The 24,185-nt window shown below is 69.9% G+C and carries 15 protein-coding genes; 7 read left to right on the forward strand and 8 right to left on the reverse strand.

Annotated features, from left to right (window positions below):
• The first annotated feature begins 13 nt into the window (after positions 1–13).
• Positions 14–772 (forward strand): phytanoyl-CoA dioxygenase family protein, encoded by a 759-nt coding sequence (locus O7625_RS13020; protein ID WP_282346123.1) that lies wholly within the window; start codon positions 14–16, stop codon positions 770–772.
• A 36-nt stretch (positions 773–808) separates the two neighbouring features.
• Here O7625_RS13020 and drmC read toward each other — a convergent pair whose 3' ends face one another.
• The 3 genes from drmC to drmA are packed head-to-tail and all read right to left on the reverse strand — an operon-like array spanning position 809 to position 6,947.
• A complete protein-coding gene (gene drmC / locus O7625_RS13025) occupies positions 809–1,612 on the reverse strand; it encodes a DISARM system phospholipase D-like protein DrmC (RefSeq protein ID WP_282346125.1) in 804 nt (267 codons plus the stop codon).
• Positions 1,609–3,447 (reverse strand): DUF1998 domain-containing protein, encoded by a 1,839-nt coding sequence (locus O7625_RS13030; RefSeq protein ID WP_282346127.1) that lies wholly within the window; start codon positions 3,445–3,447, stop codon positions 1,609–1,611. The genes drmC and O7625_RS13030 overlap by 4 nt, the downstream gene beginning before the upstream one ends.
• Positions 3,444–6,947, reverse strand: a complete 3,504-nt coding sequence (gene drmA, locus O7625_RS13035) for a DISARM system helicase DrmA (RefSeq protein ID WP_282346129.1) — start codon at positions 6,945–6,947, stop codon at positions 3,444–3,446. Before drmA ends, O7625_RS13030 begins: the two co-directional genes overlap by 4 nt.
• 740 nt (positions 6,948–7,687) lie before the next feature.
• On the opposite strand from drmA, the gene O7625_RS13040 reads away from it, so the two are divergent.
• The gene (locus O7625_RS13040) at positions 7,688–8,149 is read left to right on the forward strand and encodes a hypothetical protein (RefSeq protein ID WP_282346131.1); all 462 of its coding nucleotides are present in this window, start codon (positions 7,688–7,690) and stop codon (positions 8,147–8,149) included.
• Positions 8,150–8,460: 311 nt separating this feature from the next.
• Here O7625_RS13040 and O7625_RS13045 read toward each other — a convergent pair whose 3' ends face one another.
• Both O7625_RS13045 and O7625_RS13050 read right to left on the reverse strand, forming a co-directional pair.
• The gene (locus tag O7625_RS13045; RefSeq protein WP_282346133.1) at positions 8,461–9,414 is read right to left on the reverse strand and encodes a DNA-processing protein DprA; all 954 of its coding nucleotides are present in this window, start codon (positions 9,412–9,414) and stop codon (positions 8,461–8,463) included.
• Positions 9,408–9,749 (reverse strand): hypothetical protein, encoded by a 342-nt coding sequence (locus tag O7625_RS13050; protein ID WP_282346134.1) that lies wholly within the window; start codon positions 9,747–9,749, stop codon positions 9,408–9,410. Before O7625_RS13050 ends, O7625_RS13045 begins: the two co-directional genes overlap by 7 nt.
• A gap of 197 nt (positions 9,750–9,946) precedes the next feature.
• Here O7625_RS13050 and O7625_RS13055 point away from each other — a divergent pair, with 197 nt between their 5' ends.
• The 3 genes from O7625_RS13055 (at position 9,947) to O7625_RS13065 (ending at position 11,654) form a co-directional block, all read left to right on the forward strand.
• Positions 9,947–10,786, forward strand: a complete 840-nt coding sequence (locus O7625_RS13055; protein ID WP_282346135.1) for a helix-turn-helix transcriptional regulator — start codon at positions 9,947–9,949, stop codon at positions 10,784–10,786.
• Positions 10,786–10,986 (forward strand): DUF397 domain-containing protein, encoded by a 201-nt coding sequence (locus O7625_RS13060; RefSeq protein ID WP_282346929.1) that lies wholly within the window; start codon positions 10,786–10,788, stop codon positions 10,984–10,986. The genes O7625_RS13055 and O7625_RS13060 overlap by 1 nt, the downstream gene beginning before the upstream one ends.
• Positions 10,987–11,282: 296 nt before the next feature.
• Positions 11,283–11,654 (forward strand): nitroreductase/quinone reductase family protein, encoded by a 372-nt coding sequence (locus O7625_RS13065; protein WP_282346136.1) that lies wholly within the window; start codon positions 11,283–11,285, stop codon positions 11,652–11,654.
• A gap of 20 nt (positions 11,655–11,674) precedes the next feature.
• Here O7625_RS13065 and O7625_RS13070 read toward each other — a convergent pair whose 3' ends face one another.
• From O7625_RS13070 to drmD, 3 genes are all read right to left on the reverse strand, one after another.
• A complete protein-coding gene (locus tag O7625_RS13070; protein ID WP_282346137.1) occupies positions 11,675–12,406 on the reverse strand; it encodes an EcsC family protein in 732 nt (243 codons plus the stop codon).
• 141 nt (positions 12,407–12,547) lie between these two features.
• A complete protein-coding gene (locus O7625_RS13075) occupies positions 12,548–16,711 on the reverse strand; it encodes a DNA methyltransferase (RefSeq protein ID WP_282346138.1) in 4,164 nt (1,387 codons plus the stop codon).
• A complete protein-coding gene (gene drmD / locus O7625_RS13080) occupies positions 16,711–19,899 on the reverse strand; it encodes a DISARM system SNF2-like helicase DrmD (protein WP_282346139.1) in 3,189 nt (1,062 codons plus the stop codon). The genes O7625_RS13075 and drmD overlap by 1 nt, the downstream gene beginning before the upstream one ends.
• A 237-nt stretch (positions 19,900–20,136) precedes the next feature.
• Between drmD and O7625_RS13085 the strand changes: the two genes are divergently transcribed.
• Both O7625_RS13085 and O7625_RS13090 read left to right on the forward strand, forming a co-directional pair.
• Positions 20,137–20,517, forward strand: a complete 381-nt coding sequence (locus O7625_RS13085) for a hypothetical protein (protein ID WP_282346141.1) — start codon at positions 20,137–20,139, stop codon at positions 20,515–20,517.
• Positions 20,517–24,134, forward strand: coding sequence for an AAA domain-containing protein (locus O7625_RS13090; protein ID WP_282346142.1), 3,618 nt, complete (start codon positions 20,517–20,519; stop codon positions 24,132–24,134). The genes O7625_RS13085 and O7625_RS13090 overlap by 1 nt, the downstream gene beginning before the upstream one ends.
• Positions 24,135–24,185 lie beyond the last annotated feature (51 nt).

A 24,185-nucleotide genomic window follows, 5' to 3' on the forward strand; every position in this document is an offset into this window, starting at 1 on the left:
CGAAGGAGACCAGATGGACATCGGGACCGCCCTCGGTGAGCTGGGGGTAACTGACGACACCCTGTCCGAGGACGAGCGGGCACGGCTCGACACCGACGGGTTCCTGGTGCTGCCGGGCATCCTCACCCCGCCGCAGTTGGAGACGATCCGCCACCGGCTCGCCGAACTCTCCGCCGAGGAAGGGGACCGGGCCGGCACCGAGGTGCACCGGGAAGCCGGCACCGACCGGCTGGCCGACCTGGTCAACAAGGACCCCGCCTTCGACGTCTGCTACACCCACCCCCGGGTCCTCGCCGGGATCGCCCACGTGCTGACCGACTTCACGCTCTCCTCCCTGAACAGCCGCGCCGCCCTCCCGGGCGGCGGCCACCAGGGCCTGCACGCCGACTGGGGCAGGCCGTTCCGGCCCGGCGACTACCAGGTCTGCAACTCGGTCTGGATGATCGACGACTTCACCGGGGAGAACGGGGCCACCCGCGTCGTTCCCGGCAGCCACCGCCTCGGCCTGCGCCCGGCCCACGTCATGGACAACACCGAGGACCCGCACCCCGACGAGATCACCCTGCTCGGGGCGGCCGGCACCGTGGTCGTCGTCAACAGCCACCTGTGGCACGGCGGCACCACGAACCGGACCGACCGGCCGCGCCGCGCCCTGCACTCCTTCTTCTGCCGGCGCGGGCTCAAGCAGCAGGTGGACCAGGCCGGCTACCTGCGACCGGCGACCCGCGACCGACTCACCCCCGCCGCCCGCCATGTCCTCGGCGTCCCGTGACGGGAGAAAGCCGCTCGAAACACCACGGAGAGTCCCTCAGGGGAGTCGCTGCAGCACGCCGGTTCGGGGGTCGGTAAGGGCCTGGAAGTGGGTGACCAGTCTGTGTACGACGTCAGGATCGTGGAGGACTACGCCGATCTCGATGTTGTGCGACAGCGCCCGGTCGGTGAGGTTGGCACTGCCGATCAGCGCAACCCTGCTGTCGGCGGCAACGAGCTTGGCGTGCAGCGCGGCCCGTGGGTTTCCACCGGCGACCCGTCGTGCGGCTGGCCAGTGCCAGAACGTCGCCTGGTGCCGTAGTGCGGCGAAGGTCGCTGCGGCACCGGAGGACCCCCTCAAGGCACCGCCGTCCTCGATCGAGCTTTCCAGAATCAGATCAACATGTACGCCCCGCTGGGCCGCGGACAGCAGTTCGGTGATCACCTCGGCGACCCCGTACGCGGCGAAGCTCGCCACGAGCAGCGTGCTCCGGGCCGCCCGGATGACCTCGACGACCACGGAGTTGGTGAGCCGCACCGGCCCGGCGACGGTGGTCGGCCCGCTGACCGCCAACTCGGTGCGCCTGGCCTCGGTGCGCCGCTGCAGCAGGGCGGCACTGCGCAGGGCGAGCGCGACCGCTGCGCCCGGAAGGTCGGGTGCTTCGGTGCGCCAGCTCCGGATCAGCCGTGCCGCATGAACGCCGACCGAGAAGCCGGGCCGGGCGTCGGCCAGTTCGGCGACCACCGCACCGTCATCGGGCGTAGCCACATTCACCAGCACACCGGCCCAGACGTCGAGATGGTCGGCGGGCAGCGTGGTGGTGAGGTCGGCGATCAGCGCCGCGAACCGTTCGTGACTCACCGGGCGAAGAACCCGGAGCCGGGATCATTGAGCGTGTCGACCAGCAGTGCCCGGTCGAGGTAGTGGTTGCCCCGCTCGCAGGAGGTCTCAGCGGCGAAGAGGCAGGCGTGGCAGGCGGCGGCGGACAGCCGGGCGTGCACGGTCGGGTCGTGTTCCGCACAGAGCGGATCGGAGCTGCACAACCGGGCGGCTTCCAGTGCCCGCTCGACGAGGCCCCCCAGCCGGTCGTTGCGTCCCAGCGAGACCAGGCCGCCGAGGGTGCCCTCGCTGTCGGGTGCCGAGGTGTAGAGCAGCACCCCGGCGCCGAGGGTGTCGTCCATCCGGCCGTAGATGCGCTCGCCGATGCCGGCGGCGCTGTATCCGCATTCCAGGGCCAACTCGCGGATGAGCACATGGGCGAGGGTGTGCAGCAGGACGTACCGAGCGCCGGGGTGCTCCTCCGGGTCGAGCCTGCGCTGTGCCCGCCAGCGGTCATGGGCCTGGACCAGCAGCTTTTCGCGGTGCTTGACCTCTGGTCGGTGTTCCCACTCGACCACCCGCTCCTCGTCGAGGCGCAGGAAGATTCCCTCGCCCCGCATCTCGGCGCAGGGCAGCCAGGTCGGCTTGCCGACGGTGAGCGGAGCCCGCCGCCGCTCCGGAGTGTCGAGCACGTCCCACTCGGGTGCGTCGATCCGGGTGAAGCCGTACAGCGCGGAGACCTCGCGTAGGCGGGGGGCGAGGACCACCTCCCGCAGCCAACTCCGGTGCTGAGGTGGCACCGGCTCCGGGCGGGTGGTGAAGTCGGGCAGCTCGGTGCTGGTGCCGGCGGTGAACGCCCGCCACTCGGGTTTGCGCAGGTCACCGCTTTCATCCGGGGTGTCGCCAGGCTCAGCATTGTTGCGGCGCTGGATAGCCGCCCAGACCCGGTCGACACCGTAGGGCTTCAGCTCGGCCCAGCAGCTCTGGGTCTGCATGATTTTTTTCGCGGTGGCCTCGTCCAGCCCGGCGAGCACGCCCAGGTCCCGCCAGTGGTCGTCGACCACCTGATCGACCGGATGCTCGGCCCGGGGAATGCTGAACACCCGCAACTGCATGGCGAACCAGCTGTTGGTGGCACCGAGGGCGAGCGTCCGGGCAGGCGCGTCGCAGGTCCCGTGACTGCCGAGGTGGGGGTGACGGCCGCGGCAGGCGGGCAGGCTCCGCTCGGCGAGGAGACCGATCGCCACCGACATCGGTCGGCGCGAACCGCACTCGCAGGAGATGAAGATGTTGGCCGCCTCACCGGTGCTGCCGCGCTCGGTGAGGGTGAGCGAATGGCCCGCGCCCGGGTCCGTGCCGCCGTGCGCGATGTAGGACCAGGGGAAGTCATCCAGGTGGCCGTTGTCGCAGGCCAGCACGAAACGGGCCGGCACGGCGGTGGGGCGGGAGTTTCCGTTGCCCCGGCAACTGTGTACGTAACGGACCCGGTCCGGCTGGTAGGGCGACGTCAGCAGCTCGAACAGCCCGGAATCGGCCGGCGCGAGCCGGTTGCACCGGGTATCCGAGCAGCGCAGCCAGGTGGGGAAGAGGGCCACCGGCACGCCCACCCGGGTCCAGTCGGCGAACAGGTCTGACGTCTCCGGCAGGTGTGGAGGGAGCCGCAGGCTCTCCACCTGGTCGCCGAGCCTGCGCCGGACCGCCGTCAACAGCCGGTCCTCGGTGACCGGCGTCGAGTGGGTGAGGTCCCAGTGTGCCAACCCGAGGGTCAGCACCGACAGGCTGGGCAGGTCGGCGACCGAGCCGACGCCGTAGGTGTGCAGCAGTTGGTTGGGGCGTAACGCACCGACCCGCAGGTTGCGCGGCTGCGGCCCGCTCATGAGGATGCCCCTGCGACGCCGCCGCCGAGCGGCGGACCGAACGGCGGTGGATCGTCCCCGATGGCGCCGAGTTGCAACTGGAGCTGGATGCCCGGCTCCACGTCGCGCAGCGAGGTGGGGCAGGTGGTCTGCACCCACCGGCCCTCCTCCGGGCGGTGCAGCAGCCCGGCGATGTCGTCGCTGTGGTACGGCTTGTCGTAGGCCAGCCGCCGGGCGGGCCGGGCGCGTTCCCGCGCCCACAGGTCGAGGCGGGCTTCGAGCTCGTCCTCCACCCGCTGGCGGACGGTGTTGTCGGCGGCCACCTCGCTGCGGCGTTTGAGGTACCGCACCACGTGGTCGGCGAGTTGGCCGTGCCGGTCGAATTCACCCGCCCGCAGGTTGCCGTTGTAGGTGCCCTCCAGATCGCGGACCAGCGCCACCAGCACCCCGGTCAGCCCCCGGTCGATGGCCCGCTCGGCGAACGGGGTCACCGACAGGGCCTCTACCTGGCGGTAGGCGGTGGCGTGGAAGTGGCCGAAGCGCTCGAAGTGCGACAGGTCGCGTGGCCGGGCCCAGTTGAAGACAGTGAACACCAGGCCCGGCGCCCTACGGCCGACCCGGCTCGTCGCCTGGATGTATTCGGCCGCGGACTTCGGCTGGTTGGCCACCACCATCACGCCCAGCCGTTCGATGTCGACCCCGACGGCGATCATGCTGGTGGCCAGGAGCACGTCGATCGGCCGGGGTGCGCCCTTGGCCCGGCTGGCGTCGAAGCGCACCGCGAGTCGGTCCAGCAGCGGCCGGATGGCGTCCGAGGGCATCCGGGAGGTCAACTCCTCCAGGTACGGGTCGTACCGTCGGGCGAGCCCGCGTTCGTCGGCCTTGATCAGACGGCTGGAGACGTCGTCCTCGACGAGCCGCCGCATGCCGCCCAGGTCGCGCAGGCTGTTGAAGTAGCCGACCAGCGTCATGTAGGGGTCGGTCACCGGGTTGCGGCCGTATGTCTCGTGGAGCTTCTGCGCCGCGCCGAGCACAGAGACGTAGACCCGGATCAGGGTGGCCCGGAGTCGGTTGCCGTGCGCGCAGATGCCGACGTAACGACGGCCGGGACGTTCCTCGGTCGAGCGCTGCCGGGCGAAGAAGCTGTCGGAGGCGTCCAGCCCTGACGGGGGAAAGACCCGGGTCCGCCGGTTGAACAGCGCCCCGATCTGTTGCTGGGCCCGGCGCACGGTCGCGGTGGACGCGATCACCTTCGGCCGGGACCACTGCCCCCGGACCGGTTCCCAACTGGCCAGCCGGTCCACCGCGGTCTCGTACAGCCCGACCAGCGAGCCGAGTGGTCCGGAGATCAGGTGCAGCTCGTCCTGGATGATGAGGTCGGGTGGACGGAGCCGTCCGCAGGCGACGACCTTGTTGCCCGGCCGGTGTCGCCTGCGCTCCCAGTCGGTCGATTCGAGATCCTCGGTGAGATAGCCGTGCTGGTCGCAGTGCTTGCCGACCTGGCCGAAGAGAGCAGCGGTCTCGCCTTTCCACGGCAACTGGGCGAACTTGTCGACGGTGGCGATCACGAGTGCCGGGGGGTGCCGGTAGAGCTCCTCGTCGACCAGGATCACCGGCAACCCCGCCTCGTCCCTCCTCGGCGAGTGGTTGCCGACCTCGCTGAACGGGCACTCGACGTCGGGGCAGAGCACCAGGATGCGCCAGTGGTCCCGCTCGACCACGATGTCCCTGCCGGGGTTGATCTTTGAGCCGCACCACGGGCAACTGGTGAGCTGGTGCGGTGAGCCGATGGCCCGGTTGGAACGGCCCCGCCGCTGCTCGTCCAGCCAGTCCTTGGCGTCCTGCGTGCGGTTGGGGGTGACCCGGCCGCCGACCCAGAGGCCGATCCGGATCGGCGTTCCACCCCAGGTCTGCGGCTCGGCGCGGCGCAGGGTCTCGGCCGCGCAGATCAGCGTCGAGGCCCGCTCGAACTGCTGGATGGTGAGCAATCGCAGGGTGTACCGCATCAGCACCGCCAGCCCGACCGCACCGGTCAACCCGCCCTGGTCGGGTTGGCGACGGCGGACCGCGATGGTGAAGGCGGTGAGGCCGAGGTACGCCTCGGTCTTGCCACCACCGGTGGGGAACCAGAGCAGGTCGGCAACCGCCTTGCTGACGTCGTCACCCCGCTCCGGGTGCCGGGGGTCGGCCAGGGCCGGCAGGTTGATCAGGATGAAGGCCAACTGGAACGGACGCCACCTGTGGTTCTCCGGTCGGTCGGCGTCGGTGACCGCCTGCTCCAGCGGGATGCTCGGGTGTTCCCGCCGTCGGGCGGCGACGAGGCTGTGCACACGTTGCAGGTACATCGCCCGGTTGGCGAAGCCGAACGCCTGGCGGGCCGACGGGTCGGGGGAGGCGAGCAGCGTGATGCCGGCGGCGATCCGATCGGCGGCCTCCCGGGCGTCGCGCAGCGCCTCGCGCACCTGGCGGTGGTAGTCGTCGAGTCGCCGTGCCGGGTCACCGGCGGCCGTCTCGTTGCGGTCGATCCACGCCCGGTAGCCGGCGACGAGCGGTCGCAACGCCGCCGTGAGGGCGTCGACCGGGCCGTCGGCCAGCTCGGCCAGCCGTCGCATGTCCAGCTCGACGTCCGCCAGCTCGGGCAGGTCGTCGTCCCGCTCGCTGCTGGGCACGTCGGTGAAGGGCATCTCGTGCGTGGGGACGGTCGCGGTGCGTACCGTAAAGGCGCGTAGGGGGTCGGTGGGGGACGGCTCGGCATCGACTCCTGTGCCGTGCCCCACCGCGAACTCCGGGTGGAACCGGTAGGCCATCGCCAGCCGGCGGCGCTCCGACTGGTCGGCGTCGTCGCCGCCGGTGACCTGCTCCGGCCGGGGCAGGAAGACCGGCTCGTCATCGGTGGGGCCGGTCGCGGTCAACTCGACCTGGAAGATCCACCGCTTCGGCTGACGCGCCGACTCGCTGTGCTCCCGGTTCTCCAGGAAGAGTGAGACCAGCCACACCTCACCCAGGCGGCGGACCCGACCCCGTACCACGATTTTCGGCTGCGCGGCGTCGGGCTTCTGCGGTGTGATCAGCCCTTCCCGCAGCGACACGGTGACCGGGCCGCCGCGCTGGTGCCGCCGCCAGACCGTGCCGCCCGCGTGCCCGTCGCGCTCGCCAACGGCGGTGTCGTAGCTGCCCCAGGCGGCGGTGACCCGCAGCTCGGCGACCGACGACGGCACGCTGACAGTGAAGCCAAGCGCGGACGGGGCCAGGCTCGGCACGCTCGGCGCGGTCGGCTCGGCACCCCCCTCGGCGGCATCCGAGGCGGTCGCCTCGGCGAAAGTGTCCTCAGTGGCCGGATCGACCGACGTACCGTTGGGCGCCAACCGCCCGAGAATGTAGCGGTCGAGCGGGTTTTCCCTGGTGGAGAACTCTTCCGCCGGCCCGCCGAGCGGCCCGAGCAGGTCGGCCAGGACCAGCCCTTGCAGCTCGTCGCGAATCGCCCGCTCATCCGGTACGGCGAGCACACCCTGCCCAGTCACGGAAGTGACCGTAGCGGTTTCCTGCGACCGCGGAGGGCGCGGTCGGCTCTGTGCGTTAAGGGGCTTCGATCCGCTGGCTGGCGCGGACCGGTGTCGACCTGCTGGTGTCCCGCATCCGCGTTGGTTGCGTCGACTTTTCGACTGGGCCGCGCTTCGCATCAGGTGCGGGCCGACTGCACCTGAGTATGGCCGGGGCAGGGCAGCTCGTCGTCGCCTACATCGGAGCCAAGCTTGTCTGACGGGGGTAGCACTGGTGCTGTGGCTGTCGTCGTACGGGTTGCCAGCGCACAGCCAGGCGCGCCAGACGGACACAGGCCTAGAAGTCTGTCGCTTCGGCTCGGTCGGCGACCACAGAAGTCAATCCCTGGCGCTGTCCTTGATCCGACAAGCCGGAGAAAGCGCAGCTACTCTATCCTGCCAGGGTCGCAACGGCTAGCCGCAATGGCCCGAGTTGCAGAGGATTCCTATGGCGCGAAATGTGCAGCGGAAGTCAGATCTGCGAATTGACCAAGCGCCCCTTCAGCAAGCACTGCAGCGTCGCTATCCCCAATTGAGCCCCGCGGATCGCGAACGGGTGGCTGAGCTCATCTTTCAGGAGGTTGTCAAGGGGATCCAGGCTGGCAAGACTCTCGCCTTTTTGGAAGTAAACAAAGATGGGTCAATTGAAGTAAGCGCTTTGATTGTCGACAAGATACTATCTCGGGTGTCGTCCGGCAGGAACGGCTAACCCGATGGCCTGGATGAGTGCTGAACGTGAAGAAATGCAGGCCACCGTGATCGAGGAATTTCCCGCTTCCAATGCTCTGCTGGGAATTGTGAGAATCACGATTCGCCCGGTTTCCAGTACGCCTTCAGGTGGTGTTCCTGTCGCTCGTACCAGGATCTCAATAAGCGGCGAAAATCACGACACGGAAGTGGCTGAACTTGATGATCAAGCCACCAGCTTGCTGGCCAATGTGTTGCTGAAGGATGGGCATTCGCTTCCGAAGAGTGTCCATTCCAGCGCTCTCTATCGATGTGTTCAGAAAGTGTGGAGCCATTTCTGGATCCTCATTAAGGGAGGGCTGGTGGGTCGACAGCAGCACGTGCTCCTTGACGGTAAAAGTGAGTGGTGGAAATTTCAGGGCGAAGTAACTCGTCTCCTGAGGCGCAAGGGAGCTGCTGTGGTGCGTGCGCGAGAGGGTGGCGGTGACGATGCCTGACACTCGACCCGCCCGCCGTCGCGTTGCGAAGGGGGCTCCTTCTTTCGAAATTCCCTGGGAATTCGAAGATCTCCCACGCGCGCAACAGGCAGCCTTGGTTGAGCACTTTCGGGTGGAGGATTCCCGCGCTCGCTCTCATCAGAGGTTGATGGATCGAGGTGACCTTATTGCGAGATATTTGGGATACATGTGTGCGCTCGCCTCAGTCTTTATCTTGGCCGAGTTGGCGCGTGACTATGTCAAGTCCGATGCAGCCATGCAGGGCGCCGCCATAATGATTTCAGGAGCAGTTTCCCTCGTCGGAATTTTCGTTACGGGGCGCATAATTCGCGCCAGGGGCCCCCGGAATCCGCCCCAATAAACAGACTTATGATCCGCTGGCGAACGGCTTCGGTGGGCTGGTAGCTGAGGATGTCGTCGACGGCTTCCACAAGTTGCGCGGTGTCGTGCACGACGTAGACGCCGGGGTTCTCGGCGAACGCCTTGGCCCAGTCGCATCGCATGACCTGACTGGTCAGGACGACGGGGCGGCCGTGCTGGAGAGCGAGCCTGGCCTGGATTCGTGCTCCACTGGTCTCGCCTGCCTCAACGACAACCGTTGCAACCGCGTAGCCGCTCATGACGGCGTTGCGCATGGGGAAGCTCTGTCGGCTCGGCGGGGCGTCTGGCCAGAACTGGGAGATCACCAGCCCGACATCGGCGATGTGGTCCTGGAGGCGTCTGTTTTCTGCCGGGTAGTAGCGGCGGATGCCGGTGCCGATGACCGCGACGGTGCGCCCGCCTGCTTCCAATGCGGCGGAGTGAGCGGCGGTATCGATGCCGTTGGCGAGCCCGCTGACCACGGTCACCCCACGCCCGGCGAGGGTGGTGGCGACCGCCCGGGCGATCCGTAGCCCATCGCTGCTCGCCTTACGGCTGCCCACGACGGCCACCGCCCGGTCATGAACCCGAAGGTCGCCCCGGCTGAACAGCAGCGGTGGCATCTCTCGGATGCCGAGCAGTTGAGCCGGGTAGGTGGCGTCGAAGAAGGCGTGAACGCCGATCCCCTCCGCCTGCCAGCCGGCGACCTCGGCGGCGGCAGTGTCGATCAGCTTGGTGGTCGACTCTGCCTGCGGGAAGAGGGTGTCGCAGTGGCCGACCGTGCGGTCGAGGGCGGCCTTGGCGCTGCCGTTCTCCTGGATTTTCAGGGCCGTCTCTGACCAGCTTGCCTGCGGGCGGCGAAGGAGGGCCACCAAGGCAGCCTTATGGGGGTCAAGTGTCAGCATGAGGTGGCAGGTTGGTCGGCGGGGACCAGGACGGTGCTGCCGGACCAGCTGATGTCCTCGTGCGCGATGGCCTTGTCGGGTTCGTCGTCCTCGTCCAGCGTGGAGTAGCACGCGTAGTAGCGGCCGAAGCCGTAGCCGCCGGACGCCAGGGTGGCCAGCGCCCAAGGGCGTAGCTGGTCGCGCAGCTTCTCCGGCGCCAGCCGGTCGACCGGCACCCGGACGACCCCGAGCAGGTCGTACCACTGGTCGGGGGTGCCGGCGTCGACAATCCGGGAGAGCGAGAACGCGTGCCGCACCTGCGGTTCCCGGCTGGTCCAGCCGTCCTGGTCGAACATGCTGCCTCCTCCTGTGCGGTGAACCTAGTTCCAGGGATCATTGCCGATGAAGATGTTTATATCAATACCCTAGTCATCGGAGTGTCAACGGACTATGGTCGTGATGGTTCCCCCGATCACAGATGGATGGAGTTGCCATGACACCGAGCCCCGCAAGGACGCGCCGTAAGTCGCCAGCACCACTTTCCTCACCCACGGTGCAGGCGTGGGAGCTGGGGCTTCGGCTGCGGGAGCGGCGTGAGGAGGTGGGGATGACGGCGGTGGCGGCGGGTCGTGCCAGCGGCATCACGCAGGCGTACATCTCGGGGGTGGAGGCCGGGCGGGTCAAGCTGCCCGCCGACCGGCTGGCCCAGCTGGTCACGGTCTACGAGCTGGACCCCGCCGACGCGGCCGAGCTGGAGGGGCTGCGGGTCGCGGCCATGCAGCGGGCCTGGTGGCACCAGTATTCGCAGCTCTTCCCGGCCGAGTTCCTGCGCTTCCTCGGCTACGAGGCGGGTGCCGAGCACGTCCGCAGCTACCACAACGAACTCCTGCATGGCCTGTTGCAGACCGAGGAGTACGCCCGCGCGGTGATCCGGGGCGGCAACACCTACGTCCGGCTGACCGAGATGGACCGGCGGGTCGCCGTGCGGATGGCGCGCCAGCGGCGGCTCGACGGCGACCATCCGCTGCGGCTGACCACCGTGATCGCCGAGGGCGCGCTGCGGCAGCAGGTGGGTGGCCGGGAGGTGATGCGCGCCCAGCTCGACCACCTCGACCGGCTGTTGACCGAACGCCCTGAGCAGTTCGAGATCCGGGTGATGCCGTTCACCGCCGGGGCGCATCCCGCGCTCGGCGGCCCGTTCCAGATCCTGTCGTTCCCGTCGCCCCGGCTAGCCGACCTGGTCTGGCAGGAGGTGCTCACCTCCAGCGACATCATCGACCAGTCCGGCCGGGTCGCGGACTACGTCGTCACCTTCGCCGAGGCGCGGGAACGGGCGTTAAACTCGGCGGAGTCGCTGGTGCTGATCCGGCAGATCGCCAAGGAGATGACGTGATGGCCACTCTCCCCACCCCCGATCGTGGCTGGTTCAAGTCCTCCCGCAGCTCCGACAACGCGGCCTGCGTGGAGGTGCGGTTCGTCGGTGGCGCGGTGGACGTCCGCGACACCAAGGACCGCGGCGGCCCGGCGCTCGCCTTCGACGGCAGATCCTGGACCAACTTCCTAACCAGCCTCAAGGTCGACCCGGCAAGCTGACAGCCGGCCCCTCACCCGTACCCGGAAATGCCGTGCCTGCGGTGCCGGGAGCCACGACGGACCGGGCCGCCAGCGCGGGAGGTGGTGGCCATTGCGGGGTACGACGAACCGTCAAGATGCCGTCGTCGCCCCTCCTGGCGCGGTGACGACTCCGCTCGCTTGATCCGTTCGATGTCCCGAGCGGTGGGAGCCAGTCGTCCGACAGCTCACGCGCCTTGGCGACGTCGACCGCTGTCGAGCGTGCGTAACCCCGACGGGCTTGACCTGAAGCTCGATTGAGGTCGGAGCATGGGTGCATGACGACTCCGGTGGACGAGACACGGCAGGTGCTGGAGCGGCAGCGAACTGTGGAGATCAGCACGACCGGGCGATGGAGCGGTCAGCCGAGGAGAACCGAGATCTGGCGCTATCGAGCCGGTGGCCGCTACTGGCTCACCGGGAGTCCGGGTTCGCGCGACTGGTACGCCAACATGCTCGCGCATCCTGAGTTCACGCTGCACCTGGCCGACCTGGATCTTCCGGTACGGGGACGCCCGGTGACCGACCCGGACGAACGGGCCGAGGTGTTCGGTGAGATCGTCCCCGCACTGAGCTGGGCCGGAAGCCTGGAGAGCTGGATTGCCGGCAGCCCGCTGGTGGAAATCGAACTCGGCGCGCTGCTGGATTGACGCCCTGAGCGGGGCCAGCATCAGATGGATGCCGGAAAGTTCGCCTTGGCTGCGCGACCCACCAGAACGGTGAGGGCTGCATCCACCCCGGCTCCGACGAGGCCCCCCGCGATCGGGATGCCCTTGGCCAAGGTAAGGGCTGACTTCTGCGTCCCGTACTTGGCGAGGAGCATGAAGCCGACGCGCGCGTTGAGCTTCCTGATGACGGCGATCGGGATCGCCTTGATGATTTGCGCAGTCAACTTCGTCCCTATCTTGACCCCTACCCCGTGGAGCGTGCTCGCCAGCGTCCCGCCTGCCGTCGTGAGCATGATGATGGTCTGGACGTGCGGGTCCGAGATCTCGTAGCCCCGAAGGTAAGCGATCGACCCGACGAGTCGTGCGTTGATCACCAGTGATCCTGCGATGTTCGCGGGAAGCGTGACGGGCATGGTCACGAAACCGCCCAAACCAGTGACGAACCCGTTCGTCGATGCCGCAGCCACCGACTCCTTGATCAGCCGATCGATCACCCGCTCGACTGTTGCTTCGCTCGTCTGGTCGCGCAGGGGTGCGCCGTCGAAATCGATAGTCGGGTCGTCTGCGGCCGGGCGGGCCTTGCTCAGGCGAGCTTCCGCGTAGGGAATCGACCCGGTGATCGGGCCGACGCCATCCTGGATGACCTTCATGGTCAGGTTCTGGAAGTAGCGAACCATCGCATTGGAAGGACCCTCACCGTGGTCGCCTGCGTGGGTCTCGTTCGCGTCCATCATTCTCCGTTCCTTGCCCTGTCAAACGGTCGAGTCGTCGAGGCGGGGTATCGCCAGGAAACCCGAACCGGTTCATCTGATCGGCCGGTCAGCATGGGAAATCTCCGACATCGAAGATCGGCTATCGTGTATTGAAGCCAGCGGTTAGAACAATGCGTCAGGGGGGGCGAAGAGGCCATCGAACAGCAGAGGATCGGCCGAGGCGGGGGCTTCCGCTGCGCGAGGTCGCGGGATGGGCTTGGCCCTCTTGGGCGACTTGCGTGCAGTGCCCGCGTGCAGCCCTTTGCGCTCCTCCTCTCTGTAACGCTGGTGGTTGAGTTCGAGGAGTAGATCCAGCACGTCGATTTGGACGGTCGGGGCAATGGTGAACCGGGTGCCCTGGCGGGTCCGGTGGAAACCGTGCCCCAGCGTGAGGTTGAAGCCGTACGCCTCGGCCACCGCCTCGTCGATCTCGACGTGGATCTCCCGCAGGTGGCGGATGTCGGCGCTGGTGACCTGCTCGTCGTGGACCAGGTTGTAGAGCTTCGTCAACCCCAACTCCCGCCCCAACATCACCGACCGCCGATACGAGTCCAACTCCGCCCCGACCCGCGCCATCCGCTCGGTCGGCTCCGGCTGCGGGAACTTCTCGAACCCATCCGACGGGGTGTAGCGGGGATCAGACCGGAGGCTCGACTCACCCTTCGTGGTCCACCAGGAGAAGTGGAAGTTGCTGGAAAGCGAGGCGAGATCATCCACCCGATCGGTGGCGAAGACGCCGAGCGCGTGGGAGAAGACCTGTCCGGTCGGCACGAACACAGGCAGGCCGGTCTTACTGACAAGAGCAATAACCAGCACACGGTCGAGTCCTTCGATTGCCTTCCGCATCGCTGGACGCTTGTCGGCGTACTGCCACCATCGGTGCGGTAGGGGTCTGCGCAAGGCGTAGGAGCCATCAGGCTTGGTGCGTTGGCGTTCGGGTTTCACTCGCTCTTCGATGAGAGCGAAGACTTCGGGGTATCTCCGGGCCTCGTCCTCGGTGCGATCGAAGAAGTCGATGACCCAACGCCTAGCCGAGCAGTCGGGTCGGGAGTTGAGGTCCTCGCCGTTGAGGTAGGGGAAGAGGACTTCCTTGTTGCGGGGATCTCTGGCCCGAAGGGATTGAGCCTCCTCCGGCTCCAGCACGAAGCCCATACCCAGGACGAACGAGCCGATGAAGGCTCTGCCTTGATTCGCGGCGAGGCGGTGGGGGTTGCCGGTGACGCGGGACTCGGCGTCCAGGGACGGGGTGATGGCGCGTACCCCACGACCGTCGAGCACTCGTTGCTCGTCATTGGCGGCGTGGCCTACCCAGAGTAGGGAGACCTCCAGCGAGGCGGTGCCCGGCCAGGGCTGGGACTTGTTCGCCCGGTAGACCGTCCAGCCCATGTCAACGGCCTGGTCGAGGCCGACCTCCCGGGTGTCGCCCTGGGCGATCGTGTTGGTGGCGATGATGCCCACCCGCCCCTTGCCGGTGACGCTCAGGTTCCGCAGCAGGAAGTAGGAGCAGAGATCGGCGTTGCCGGGCTTGTCACGGGCGATCCGTTGCTTGAGGTATTCCCGCACGTCAACGCCAATCGCTCCGCTGACCCGCTTGCCGCCGACGAACGGTGGGTTGCCGATGACGGCGTCGAAGCCGGCCCGGTTGACCACCTCGGGGAACTCCAACGGCCAGTGCAGCGGCCGGATCGGCTCCGGCCGGGAACCGCGCAGCCACCCGGAGACGGTCGCGGTGACCTGCTGCTCCAACTCCGTGTCGCCCGGCCCGTCGAGCAGGCCGTACACGTCGTCGCTGATGTCGAGCAGGCGGTCGTCGTACTTCGTCTCCGGGTCGTCGGTGTCGTCCTCCGGGTTCCACGGGCGGCGCTGGGGGCGGACGGCGGTGGAGAGGGCCGCGCCGACCACCGCGTCGGCGGCCAGCCGCAGCCCGTGGCCGAGTTGGTCGACCTGGGCGAGCGTGGCGGCCTTGTCGGCGGCGTCGCGGGTGTCCTCGACCACGGTCGCGCCGATCGACTCGCGCAGCGCGGTCATCTCGTCGACCGTCCGCTGCAGCCGGTCGACCAGGTCGCCGAAGAAGCGGCTGTGCTGGTAACGGCCCGCCTGCGGGTCGAGGTGGAAGGCGGTGAGCTGGTCGACGGAGGTGATGCCGATCAGCGAGTCGCCGCAGCGCAGCGCGTGGTCGAGGAAGCCGAACGGTTTCCCCTTGGCCAGGGTCACCAGCCACAGCGACAGCTTCGCCAGCTCCACCGCCATGTCGTCGCGGTCCACCCCGTACAGGCAGCGGGCGGCGACCAGGCGACGGGCCGCGAGCAGCAGATCCTCCCGGTCCGGGTTGCCGTTGGCCAGGTCGGCGAACTCGGCGGGAAGCCCGTCGCGCTGCCAGGCCCGTACCAGCACCTCGGCGAGGTAGCGGCAGGCCGCCACCAGGAACGCCCCGGAACCCATGGCCGGGTCGAGCACCTTGAGCCGCAGCAGCTCGTCGGCGGTCCTGGGCTGCCACACCTTCTCGTCGGTGACGCCCTGCGCTGGGCCGGGGGAGAAGCAGAGCGGGGCGAGGGTGTGCCGGACGACCTCCTCGGCCAACGGGCGCGGGGTGTAGTGGGTGCCGGTGTTCCGCCGGTCGCCGAACTGGGTGAACAGCACCGAGTCGGCGGGAAAGACGGTGGGCAGCTCACGCAGGTCGGCGCGGAGCAGGCCCCAGAACGGGCGTACCCGATCGGTCAGGTCGGCGTCGTTGTCGCAGGCCGCGTGCAGCGCGGCGAGCTGGTGCGGCACGGGCGTCGCGGCCAGGGCCTTCGCCACCTGCCGGACGGTGAGCTCGCAGCGGGCGACCAGCCAGACCCGCAGCTCCGCCTCTCCCCGGGCGGCGGCGGCCTCCAACTCGGCGAGCGGCAGCTCCGGCTCACGCTTGCCGAGCAGACCGACGTACGGCTCCCGCACCCGGGCGCAGGAGAACTCCAACAGGCCCTCGTAGACGTGGCCGAGCTGCTCCACACCGAGGCTGGAATAGCTGAGCTGCTCGGCGGCCCGGCCCCGGTGCCGCAGCACCAGCAGGGCGTCCAGCATCTCGTGCACCACCCGGTCGGTGACCGCCGCGTCGACCAGCCAGGGAAAGCGCCCCGGGTCGAACAGCGAACCCCCGTGGGCGGGAATCCGCAGGTCGGGGTGCTCGCAGCCGTCGTACACCGCAGCGAAGAGGGCGAGCAGCCGGGGCCAGGCGGCGGTACGACGGTCGCCGAGCTCGTCGCCGTGCAGGTCACGGACCGCGCCGAGCTGACCGTGCAGGGTGGACGCCGCGTACGCCTGTGCGTAGAGCGGATCGGCCACCGGCAGCAGTCGCTGTTCCTCGGCATAGAGCAGAAAGACCAGCCGCATCAGCACGGTCAGCGAGCCCCGGTAGATCTCCCGGTCGGTGACCTTGCCGAGCAGCATCCCCTCGGATTCCCGGTCCAGCCGGGCCAGCTCGCCGACGAAGAGTTCCACCGCCCGGCGGACCTGATCGCCCAGGGTGGTGGTGATCTGGGTGAGCGCCTCCGCGCTGCGGACGAACAACCCGGCGAGGCTGGTCGACGGGCGGCCGTCGGCGTCGGTCGGCGGGACGAGCACCCGGGACGCGGCGAGTAGCGTCGCGAAGCCGCGCAGCAGCGTGGGTTCCTCCAGCCAGAGGTCGGCGTCGAAGACACCCACGCCGGTGGGCTCCCCCCGGCGGGCGTGCACCAACGCCCAGTGTTGCCCGTTGGTCACCAGCGCCAGCGGTACGCCGGTGTCCCGGCACACCTGGGCGGCCTGCTCGATCGCGCCCGGCCGGTCATCCCGGGCGGCGGTGAGCGAGGCGTCGAAGGGCAACCGGTGTACGTGCAACCGGGCCGCCCGGCCGCCGCCGGGCTGCGGACCGGACAGCACCACGTCCGGCCGGAAACCGTCGACGCCGGTGACCTCGACCGGGCCGTCGGCACGGACGCTGGCCGGATAACGCAGCAACTCGCCGAGGATCAGCTCGACCCAGGCCGGGCCGAGCAGGTCCGGGGCGTCCTGCACCTCCGCCCAGCCCCGGCGGACCCGGTCCCGTACGTCGTCCAGCACGGTGTCGAGGCCGTGCGGCAACGTCTCGACGAGCACCGGCACCGTCAGGAACGGCCCCTCCGGGCGCAGCAGGCCCAGCCACTCGGCGTGCTGCTCGTCGATGGTCAGCGCGGGCGGTCGGGGCCGCTGCGTGGGCGGTCCAACCGCCCGGCGGCCGGTGCCGGCACGGCGGGACGTTCCTCGGGACTGACGGGGGATGGCGGGCATCAGCGGGCACCTCGGGCCAGGGACGCGGGGACCAGGAAGGTGACAGCGGCCGGGAACCAGCGGGGCGTCGGGTCGGCGTAGCGACGACGCAGCGCGTCGCTCTCCCGCTCGCGTTGCGCCGGGATGTCGCGCAGTCGGGCCTGCAACGCGTCCCGGTCGGCGTGCAACTGGTCACGTTCGACGGTGAACAGGGTTGGCTGCTCCCAGTGGGGCTCGTCGGCGAGCTTGCTGCGGATCGAGGCTTCCAGCTCGGTCAACACCGCGCCGATCGCGGTGACCTCTTCCTCGCAGCGGCGGGCGAGCAGCCCGCGCAGGCTGCGGGCGCGCTGGTCGGCGCGGGTGCCGAGAGCCCGACCCAGCGGCCCGGCCAGTGTCGGCCACAGCTCGGTCAGGCTCTGCCGGACCTGCTCGGCGGGGACCTCGTCGGTCGCGGCGGCGAGCAGCGCCTCCAACTCCTCCTGACGGGCCCGGGTGAGTTTCCCACCCTCGATCGGGCCACCTGCGGTGACGATCTCCTCGTGCAACCGGGTGCCCTCCGCGCCGGTGAGCACCACCCGGCCGTGGGCGACCAACGCCGGGGTACGCAGCAGGTCACCCGGCACCACCCGGGCGGTGACCCGGCTGAGTTTCGCGTCGCCCGACCCGGCACCGCCTCGGGCCTGGGCCCACAGCTCGGCCCGGAGCAGGCGCAGACACATCTGCACCAACTGGTGCCCGAGGTGCATGAGCACCACGTCGGTACGCCCCACCGCCGCGTCCGGATCAAAGGTGATCGGCCGTTCCCGGCCGGTCACCGGGTGCAGCAACCCGTCGTTGCGCGCGGTCGCCCAGGCGCCGGGCAGCTCGGGCAGCCGGAACCAGGCACCCGACGCGCCGGCCGGAGTCGGGGCGTCGAGCAGATCCCGGCGGTGGGCCAGCCGCAACCCGGTGCGGACCACCCGCTCCACGGTGGCCGGGGTGAGGTTCAGCTCCGCCCGGCTCCCCTTCAACGTGTCGGTGAGCCGTTGCAGGTCCCGGGCCAGGTCACGTTCCACCCGCAGCCGGGCCCGGCTGGCCCGCCTGTCGATCTCGACGTCGGTGACCCGCCAGTCGGTCTGCTTGCCGGTCATCTTCTGCTCGACCTGGGCGGCGATCACCTCACCCGCGCTGCCCAGGTCGGTGCGGATCGCCTCGACCTTCTCCACCGCCAGCCGCAGGAACGCCAGCTCGTCCTCCAACGAACCGGTGGTGTAGTCGACCTGCTGCCAACCGGCAGGCACGAAGTGCAGCACCTCCACCCGGGCGGCGCGCTGGCCGTGCCGGTCGATCCGGCCGTTGCGTTGCTCAAGACGGTTGGGGTTCCAGGGGATCTCCCAGTGCAACAGTCGGTGACAGTGCCGTTGCAGGTTGATGCCCTCGCTGGCAGCGTCTGTGGCGAGCAGGACCCGAACGTCGTCGAGGTCGGGGTGCTCGGTGAAGACGTTCTTGACGTGTTCGCGCTCGTCCGGGTCCTGCCCGCCGTAGAGCAGGGCGATCCGCTCCGGCGGGTAACCGGCGCTGAGCAACCGCTCGTGCAACCAGCGTTGGGTGTCGCGGTACTCGGTGAAGATGATCACCCGCTCGGTCGACCATTCACCGCCGGGTCGCACGAGCGGGTCCAGCCAGCGGCGCAGTGCGGCGAGCTTGGCGTCCGGCCGGTCCTGCGCCGAGCGTGCCCAGGTGCGCAGCTCACCCAGGAGTGCCCGCTCCTCGGCCGACAGCGGGGCCGCGTAGTGCCGGACGGTGGTCAGGGCATCCGCCTCGGCGCTGCCGTAGGCGGCATCGTCCTCGGCCGTCTCGGCCAGCCGGTCGATCACCGGTTGCAGGACCTTCTCACCGGCCGCCCGGTCCGTCCCCCGCACCGGGTCGTCGGGGGCGGTGTGATCCCGGGCGGTCATCGTCGCCAGGTGGGTCTCCACCGTCTCGGCGAACGCCTTCGGCGACGAGAAGAGCCGGCGCTTGAGCAGGGTGGTGACGAAGTCGGCGGCGATCTCACCGGCCCGGCCGTCGGCGTTCGCCCGGCGGCTCGCCGCATAGCGGCTGAGCTGGGCGTGGGCGTGCCGCTCGGCAGCCGGGTAGGCGACCTCAAGATAGCCCAGGTGCCGCGCCGGGAACCGGGGAGTGCCGTCCCACTTCGGCGGCAACTCGCTCTTGAGCCGCCGCACCATCACCCGGGCCAACTGCTCGTCGGTCGGCTTGACGCCCCGGGCGAACCGCTGGTCGTCGAGGAGCTCCAGCAGCGCGGTGAACGACTCGGTGAAACCGTTGTGCGGGGTGGCGGAGAGGAACAGCCGGTGCTCGCAGTGCGGGGCGAGCGCCCGGATCGCCCTCGTACGTTGCGAATCCACCGCGTACCGACCCCGGCCGGACGGCGCACAGGTATGCACCTCGTCGACCACCAGTAGGTCGAAGCTGCGCGGATAGCGTGGCGTCGCGGGCAGCACCTCGCGCAGCAGCCGCATCGGCCGGTCCCGCTTGAGCCAGTCCACGCTGACGATCAACCGCGGGTAGTGCGTCCACGGGTTGGTGTAGAGCCCCCGGGCGCGACGCAACTCCCGCAGCAGCGGCGCGTCGACGATGCGGAAGTCCAGGCCGAACTTGTCGCGCATCTCGTCGCGCCACTGCCGGGTCAGCCCGGCCGGGCAGACGATCATCATGGTGCGGGCCCGGTGCCGGAGCGTCAGCTCCTGCATCACCAGCCCGGCCTCGATGGTCTTGCCGAGGCCGACGTCGTCGGCGATCAACAGGTTGGTCCGTGGCATCGACAGCGCCCGGACCACCGGGTCGAGCTGGTAGTCCTCGATCTCGATGCCGGAGCGGAACGGGGCCTGGAGGGCGGTCCGGTCGGCCGAGGCGATGGCACCCCAGCGCACCGCGTCCAGGAACGCCGCCAATTGCCCGGGATCGTCGAACCCGTGCCGAGGGTCCGGCAGCGTCGCGCTGTCGTGCACCCGCCGCCCCGGCTCCAGCTCCCAGACCACCCGCAACTCCTCGTCGCGGGCGTCGTCCTCGACGCTGACCAGGGTGGCCAGGTGCGGGGTCACACCGGTGAAGACGTGCGGGTCGCCGCTGGTCACCTCGCTGCGGACCACGTCGGCGACAACCCAGCGGCGGTTGCGTACCGTGACGAGCTGGCCTGGCGCCGGAGGGCTGTCGATCGCCGTGGTCATCCGGCTCGAACCATCGGTGTGCTCCTTCGGCCCATGTGGGCGTCGTCCCTGATCCGTCGAGCGCTCCGGGGGATGTGGGCGCTCAGAAGGCAGACAGGAACCGTAATCTACGTTGGACGTACGTATGATCCACATAGGCGACACCGCATCGTCGGTTCGATCGGCTAACCGACAGACCCCAGCCCGGGACGGACCGTTTTCCGTAGGTTGGTCAGCACCGCTGAGCCAGGAGGTTGGATGTCCCACGCCCGCATCCGGATCGACTTCACCCCCCTTGCCGACGACGACGAGTTCGTCCTCGGGGAGCTGACCGAGGAGCTCGCGGACGACCTCCGCGAGATCGGTGAGGTCGAGCGCGTCGAGCGGCCGGCGACCGATCCGGAGGCGAAGGGTGTCGCCGAGGTGGCGCTCGGCGTCGTCACCGTGCTGGCCGGCACCGACCCCGGTTACGTGCAGGCGCTGGTCGACGTGGTGCTGGCGTTCCTGCAACGGCACACCGGCCGTCGGGTGCACCTGCGGGTCGGCGACATCGAGCTGACCATCGACCGGCCCACCCACGGCCAGACCGACGAACTGGTCGCCACGGTACGGGCGGCGATCGAGCGGACCCGCCCCTGATGGGCCGGCACGCCCTGCTGCTCGGCACGGCCACCTGCCACGCCGACCGGGAACTCGCCCCCCTGCCCTCGGTACGCCAGGACGTGGCGCAGCTCAAGGCGCTGCTGGACGGCGCGGGGGAGTTCGACTCCGTACGCGCGGAAGTGGACCTGCCGGCGACGCACCTGCGGCAGATCGTCGAGGAGTTCTACGGCGCGCGGAGCCGGGGCGACCTGGCGCTGCTCTACTACTCCGGCCACGGCGTGCTGCACGGTGACGGGCAGTCGCTGTTCCTGGCCGCGACCGACACGGTCAGCGGGCAGCTGCACGCGACCGGGTTCGACACCGACGGCACGCTGCGGCACCTGCTCAACAGCACTAAGGCCGGTCAGAAGGTGGTGCTGCTCGACTGCTGCTTCTCCGGCGCGTTCACCGCCCGCAACCGTTTCCAGGGCGGCGTACGCGAGGAGCCACGCCGCCTCAAGCGGGAGCGTGGCACCTTCATCCTGACCTCCAGCACCCACCTGAAGGCGTCGAAGGCACAGGGGCCGGACCGTCCGTCGGTCTTCACCGAGGTGCTCCTCGACGGGCTGCGGGGTGCGGCCGAGGGGCCTGCCGACGACGGTTGGATCACCAGCAACGACCTGTCCCGCTGGGCACTGACCGAGATGGCCCGGCGTCGTCAGCACACCCCGGTCGAGTCGAGCGAGGGCGTCACCGAGCCGATCAGGTTGGTCGCCGCACCGGGTTCCGCCGCCGAGGCACGGCAGGCCGCGGCCGTCACGTCGAGCCCCGCCGACGAGGCGCCGTTCGACGCGGACCAGTGGCGTCGCCTGGTCACCTACTACGTCAACTGCATGCAGCGGTCGACCGTGCTGCAGTCGTTCATCGACCCGCAGGCCACCGGGACGTACGTGGCGGCCCCTCCGGGACGCGAGGCCGTCTTCACCTCGCAGACCCCTGTCCAGCTCGGCGGCACGGCGGCCAGACTCGCCGGCCGGGCCCGCGCCGACGGCCGGGAGGTGCAGTACGGCTATCCGGTCGTCGTCGTCCGGCCGGCCCGGCAGAGGCCACCCCGGCTCGCTCCGCTCCTGGTCTGTGATGTCACCGTCGGCGCGGACGACGTCCTGCACGCCTCCTTCCCACCCCGCCCCAGCGCCGCCCTCGTCGACCTGCTCCAACTCTCCGAGGTGGAGGCCGACGAGTTGGTGCAGCGCGTCGAGCAGGCTTTCGTGCCGGGCGACCCTGCCTCGCTGGCCGCCACCGTCGACGTGCTCGTGCAGACGTTCGGGTTGCGTCCGGTGACGGAGGTGGATCCGGCGATGATCGGCGGCACCATCCGGCCGGGACCGCTCAACGGGGTGCAGAACGCCGCGATCCTCTACACCGTCGATGCCGCTGACTCGCCGCAGCGGCAGCTCGTCGACGACCTGCGCGGCATGATCAAGAATCCGAGGCTCATCGAGCGGACCGCCCTGGGTACCCTGGCGCTCCGCCCGGACGGGGCACCCGCGACGCCGGTCGTGACGGTGGCGATGAGCGCGGCGAACGAGACCCAGGAAGAGATCATCCAGGCGGCGATGTCGCAGCCGTTGACCGTGGCCCAGGGGCCGCCGGGCACCGGCAAGAGCCAACTCGTCACCGCCCTGCTGGCCACCGCCACCGCCGCCGGCCAGAGTGTGCTGATCGGCTCCACCAGCAACCAGGCCGTCGACTCGGTGCTCGACCGGGTGACCGACCTGATCGGCCCCGGCCTGCTGATGCGCACGGGCAACCAGGAACACCGTCAGCAGGAACCGAAGCACCTCGCCGACCTCATGGCCGCCTATCCGGCGGCGGAGCGGCCCACCCTGCCGGACGACCGGACCCCGTTGCACGAGTTGCGCATGCTGGCCGAGGAAGCTGCCAGCCTGCGCGCCACGTTGGACGAGCGGCGGCTGCTCGAACGCGACCTGGCGGACCTGGCCACCGAGCGCGCTGTCGACCCGGGTGGCGGGAGCGCCGCCCCGGGCGTGGACGCAGTCCCGTTGCCGGTTGACGACACCGCGCTGGCGCACCTCGTCGGCCTGACCGACCGGGCGCTTGCCAGCAGGTGGTTCGGCTGGTGGTACCGGTGGCGGCTGCGGTCGTACCAGGTGGTCGACCGGCATGGCGTCGAGCAGCTCGCCGAGCGGGCGGTGTTCGAGCTGCGCTGGCGGGACTGCCTGCGGCGGCTCGCCGCGCTGCCCGACGCCGAGGTCTCCTGGCGGCGGCTCGTCGACCTGATCGGCACCGAACGGCCCGCCCGCAGCGTCGACCTGCTGCGGGCGCAGATCGCCCGTCGGGTGGCGGCGGGGGCAACGCTGTTGCAGGGCCGGGCCGACGAGATGGCCCGGCCGCAGTCGGACAGCTGGGCCTACTTCCCGGAGCTGCTGCGGGTGCTCCCCGGCTGGGCGGTGACCGCACTGTCCGCCCGGCGGCTCAAGCGGAGCCCCGCGTTGTACGACCTGGTGGTGATCGACGAGGCGGCGCAGTGCACGATTCCCGCTATCCTTCCCATGCTCTACCGCGCCAAGCGGGCCCTGATCATCGGTGATCCGCGGCAGCTCGCGCCCGTCGTCGACCTGCCCGAGGCGGACGACGTCACCGAGCGGGCCCGCGCCGAGCTGAGCACCGGCTGGCTGACCGCCCGTCGGTTGACCTACACCGGCCACTCCGCGTACGACGCGTTCGCCGCCGCTGCGGGGGCGACGCAGCTGCTCGACGAGCACTACCGGTGCCACCCGGACATCGTCGACGTGCCGAACCGGGAGGTCTACCAGGGCCGGCTCACCGTGCTGACCGATCCGGCGCGGCTGGCCGCCCCGGCCGAACACGCGGTGCGGTGGCGCGACGTGCCCGGCCGGTTCAGCCCCGGGGCGACCGGATCCGGGTACAACCAGGTCGAGATCGACGCGGTCGTCGCCGAGGTGACGGACCTGCGGAGGGCGTACCCGGATGTCTCGATCGGGGTGGTCACGCCGCTCGCCGCGCACCAACGTCGGCTGTCGGCGGCCCTGCGCGCCGCCGGCCTCACCGAGAACCTGCTCTGCGCGACGATCCACAAGTTCCAGGGCAGTGAACGGGACATCATGGTGGTGTCGCCGGTCGGGGCGCACGGGGTGGCGGACCGGACCCGGGGCTGGCTGGTCCACCAGACCAACCTGTGGAACGTCGCGATCACCCGGGCCCGGTCCCAGCTCGTCGTGGTGGGTGACCGGTCGTGGTGGTCGGGACAGCGGGGTCTGCTGACGGCTCTGGCGTCGGCCAACTCGGCCACCGAGGTCCGGCCGGGCGCGGACTCCCTGCCAGCGGACCGACTCCACCGTGCCCTCCGGCAGGTGGGACTCGCCGTGCGGCGGGACGTCCCTGTGGCCGGGCAGCCGGCCGACATCGTGGTGCGGCGCGAGGACGTCGAGCTGGCTGTCGTGGTCGACGATCCGACGGGCGATCCTGATGGTCGGGGGTTGCGTAAGGTGCTCGCCCGGCTCGACGTCACCGGTGGCTCCACGCCCGTGCGCCGGGTGCCCGCGTGGCGGTGCCTGGCCGAGCCGGAGCAGGTGGCCGCAGAGCTGGCCGACGCCCTGCGTCCGTCGCCGCCGGAGCGCGACGGCGGGTAGGTCCCGGCCGGGCCGCAGGCGACGGAGCGGCACCTCGACACTCCGGTTGCG

This window comes from Micromonospora sp. WMMD714 (genome assembly GCF_029581315.1).
Taxonomy (GTDB): domain Bacteria; phylum Actinomycetota; class Actinomycetes; order Mycobacteriales; family Micromonosporaceae; genus Micromonospora; species Micromonospora rifamycinica.

What these genes read in the sequence shown, in the direction of transcription:
- O7625_RS13020 (WP_282346123.1), top strand. Translation starts at nt 14, where the DNA reads ATGGACATCGGGACCGCCCTCGGTGAGCTGGGGGTAACTGACGACACC.
- O7625_RS13030 (WP_282346127.1), bottom strand. Translation starts at nt 3,447, where the DNA reads ATGAGCGGGCCGCAGCCGCGCAACCTGCGGGTCGGTGCGTTACGCCCC.
- O7625_RS13040 (WP_282346131.1), top strand. Translation starts at nt 7,688, where the DNA reads ATGAGTGCTGAACGTGAAGAAATGCAGGCCACCGTGATCGAGGAATTT.
- O7625_RS13045 (WP_282346133.1), bottom strand. Translation starts at nt 9,414, where the DNA reads ATGCTGACACTTGACCCCCATAAGGCTGCCTTGGTGGCCCTCCTTCGC.
- O7625_RS13050 (WP_282346134.1), bottom strand. Translation starts at nt 9,749, where the DNA reads ATGTTCGACCAGGACGGCTGGACCAGCCGGGAACCGCAGGTGCGGCAC.
- O7625_RS13060 (WP_282346929.1), top strand. Translation starts at nt 10,786, where the DNA reads ATGGCCACTCTCCCCACCCCCGATCGTGGCTGGTTCAAGTCCTCCCGC.
- O7625_RS13065 (WP_282346136.1), top strand. Translation starts at nt 11,283, where the DNA reads ATGACGACTCCGGTGGACGAGACACGGCAGGTGCTGGAGCGGCAGCGA.
- O7625_RS13070 (WP_282346137.1), bottom strand. Translation starts at nt 12,406, where the DNA reads ATGATGGACGCGAACGAGACCCACGCAGGCGACCACGGTGAGGGTCCT.
- O7625_RS13075 (WP_282346138.1), bottom strand. Translation starts at nt 16,711, where the DNA reads ATGCCCGCCATCCCCCGTCAGTCCCGAGGAACGTCCCGCCGTGCCGGC.
- drmD (WP_282346139.1), bottom strand. Translation starts at nt 19,899, where the DNA reads ATGACCACGGCGATCGACAGCCCTCCGGCGCCAGGCCAGCTCGTCACG.
- O7625_RS13085 (WP_282346141.1), top strand. Translation starts at nt 20,137, where the DNA reads ATGTCCCACGCCCGCATCCGGATCGACTTCACCCCCCTTGCCGACGAC.
- O7625_RS13090 (WP_282346142.1), top strand. Translation starts at nt 20,517, where the DNA reads ATGGGCCGGCACGCCCTGCTGCTCGGCACGGCCACCTGCCACGCCGAC.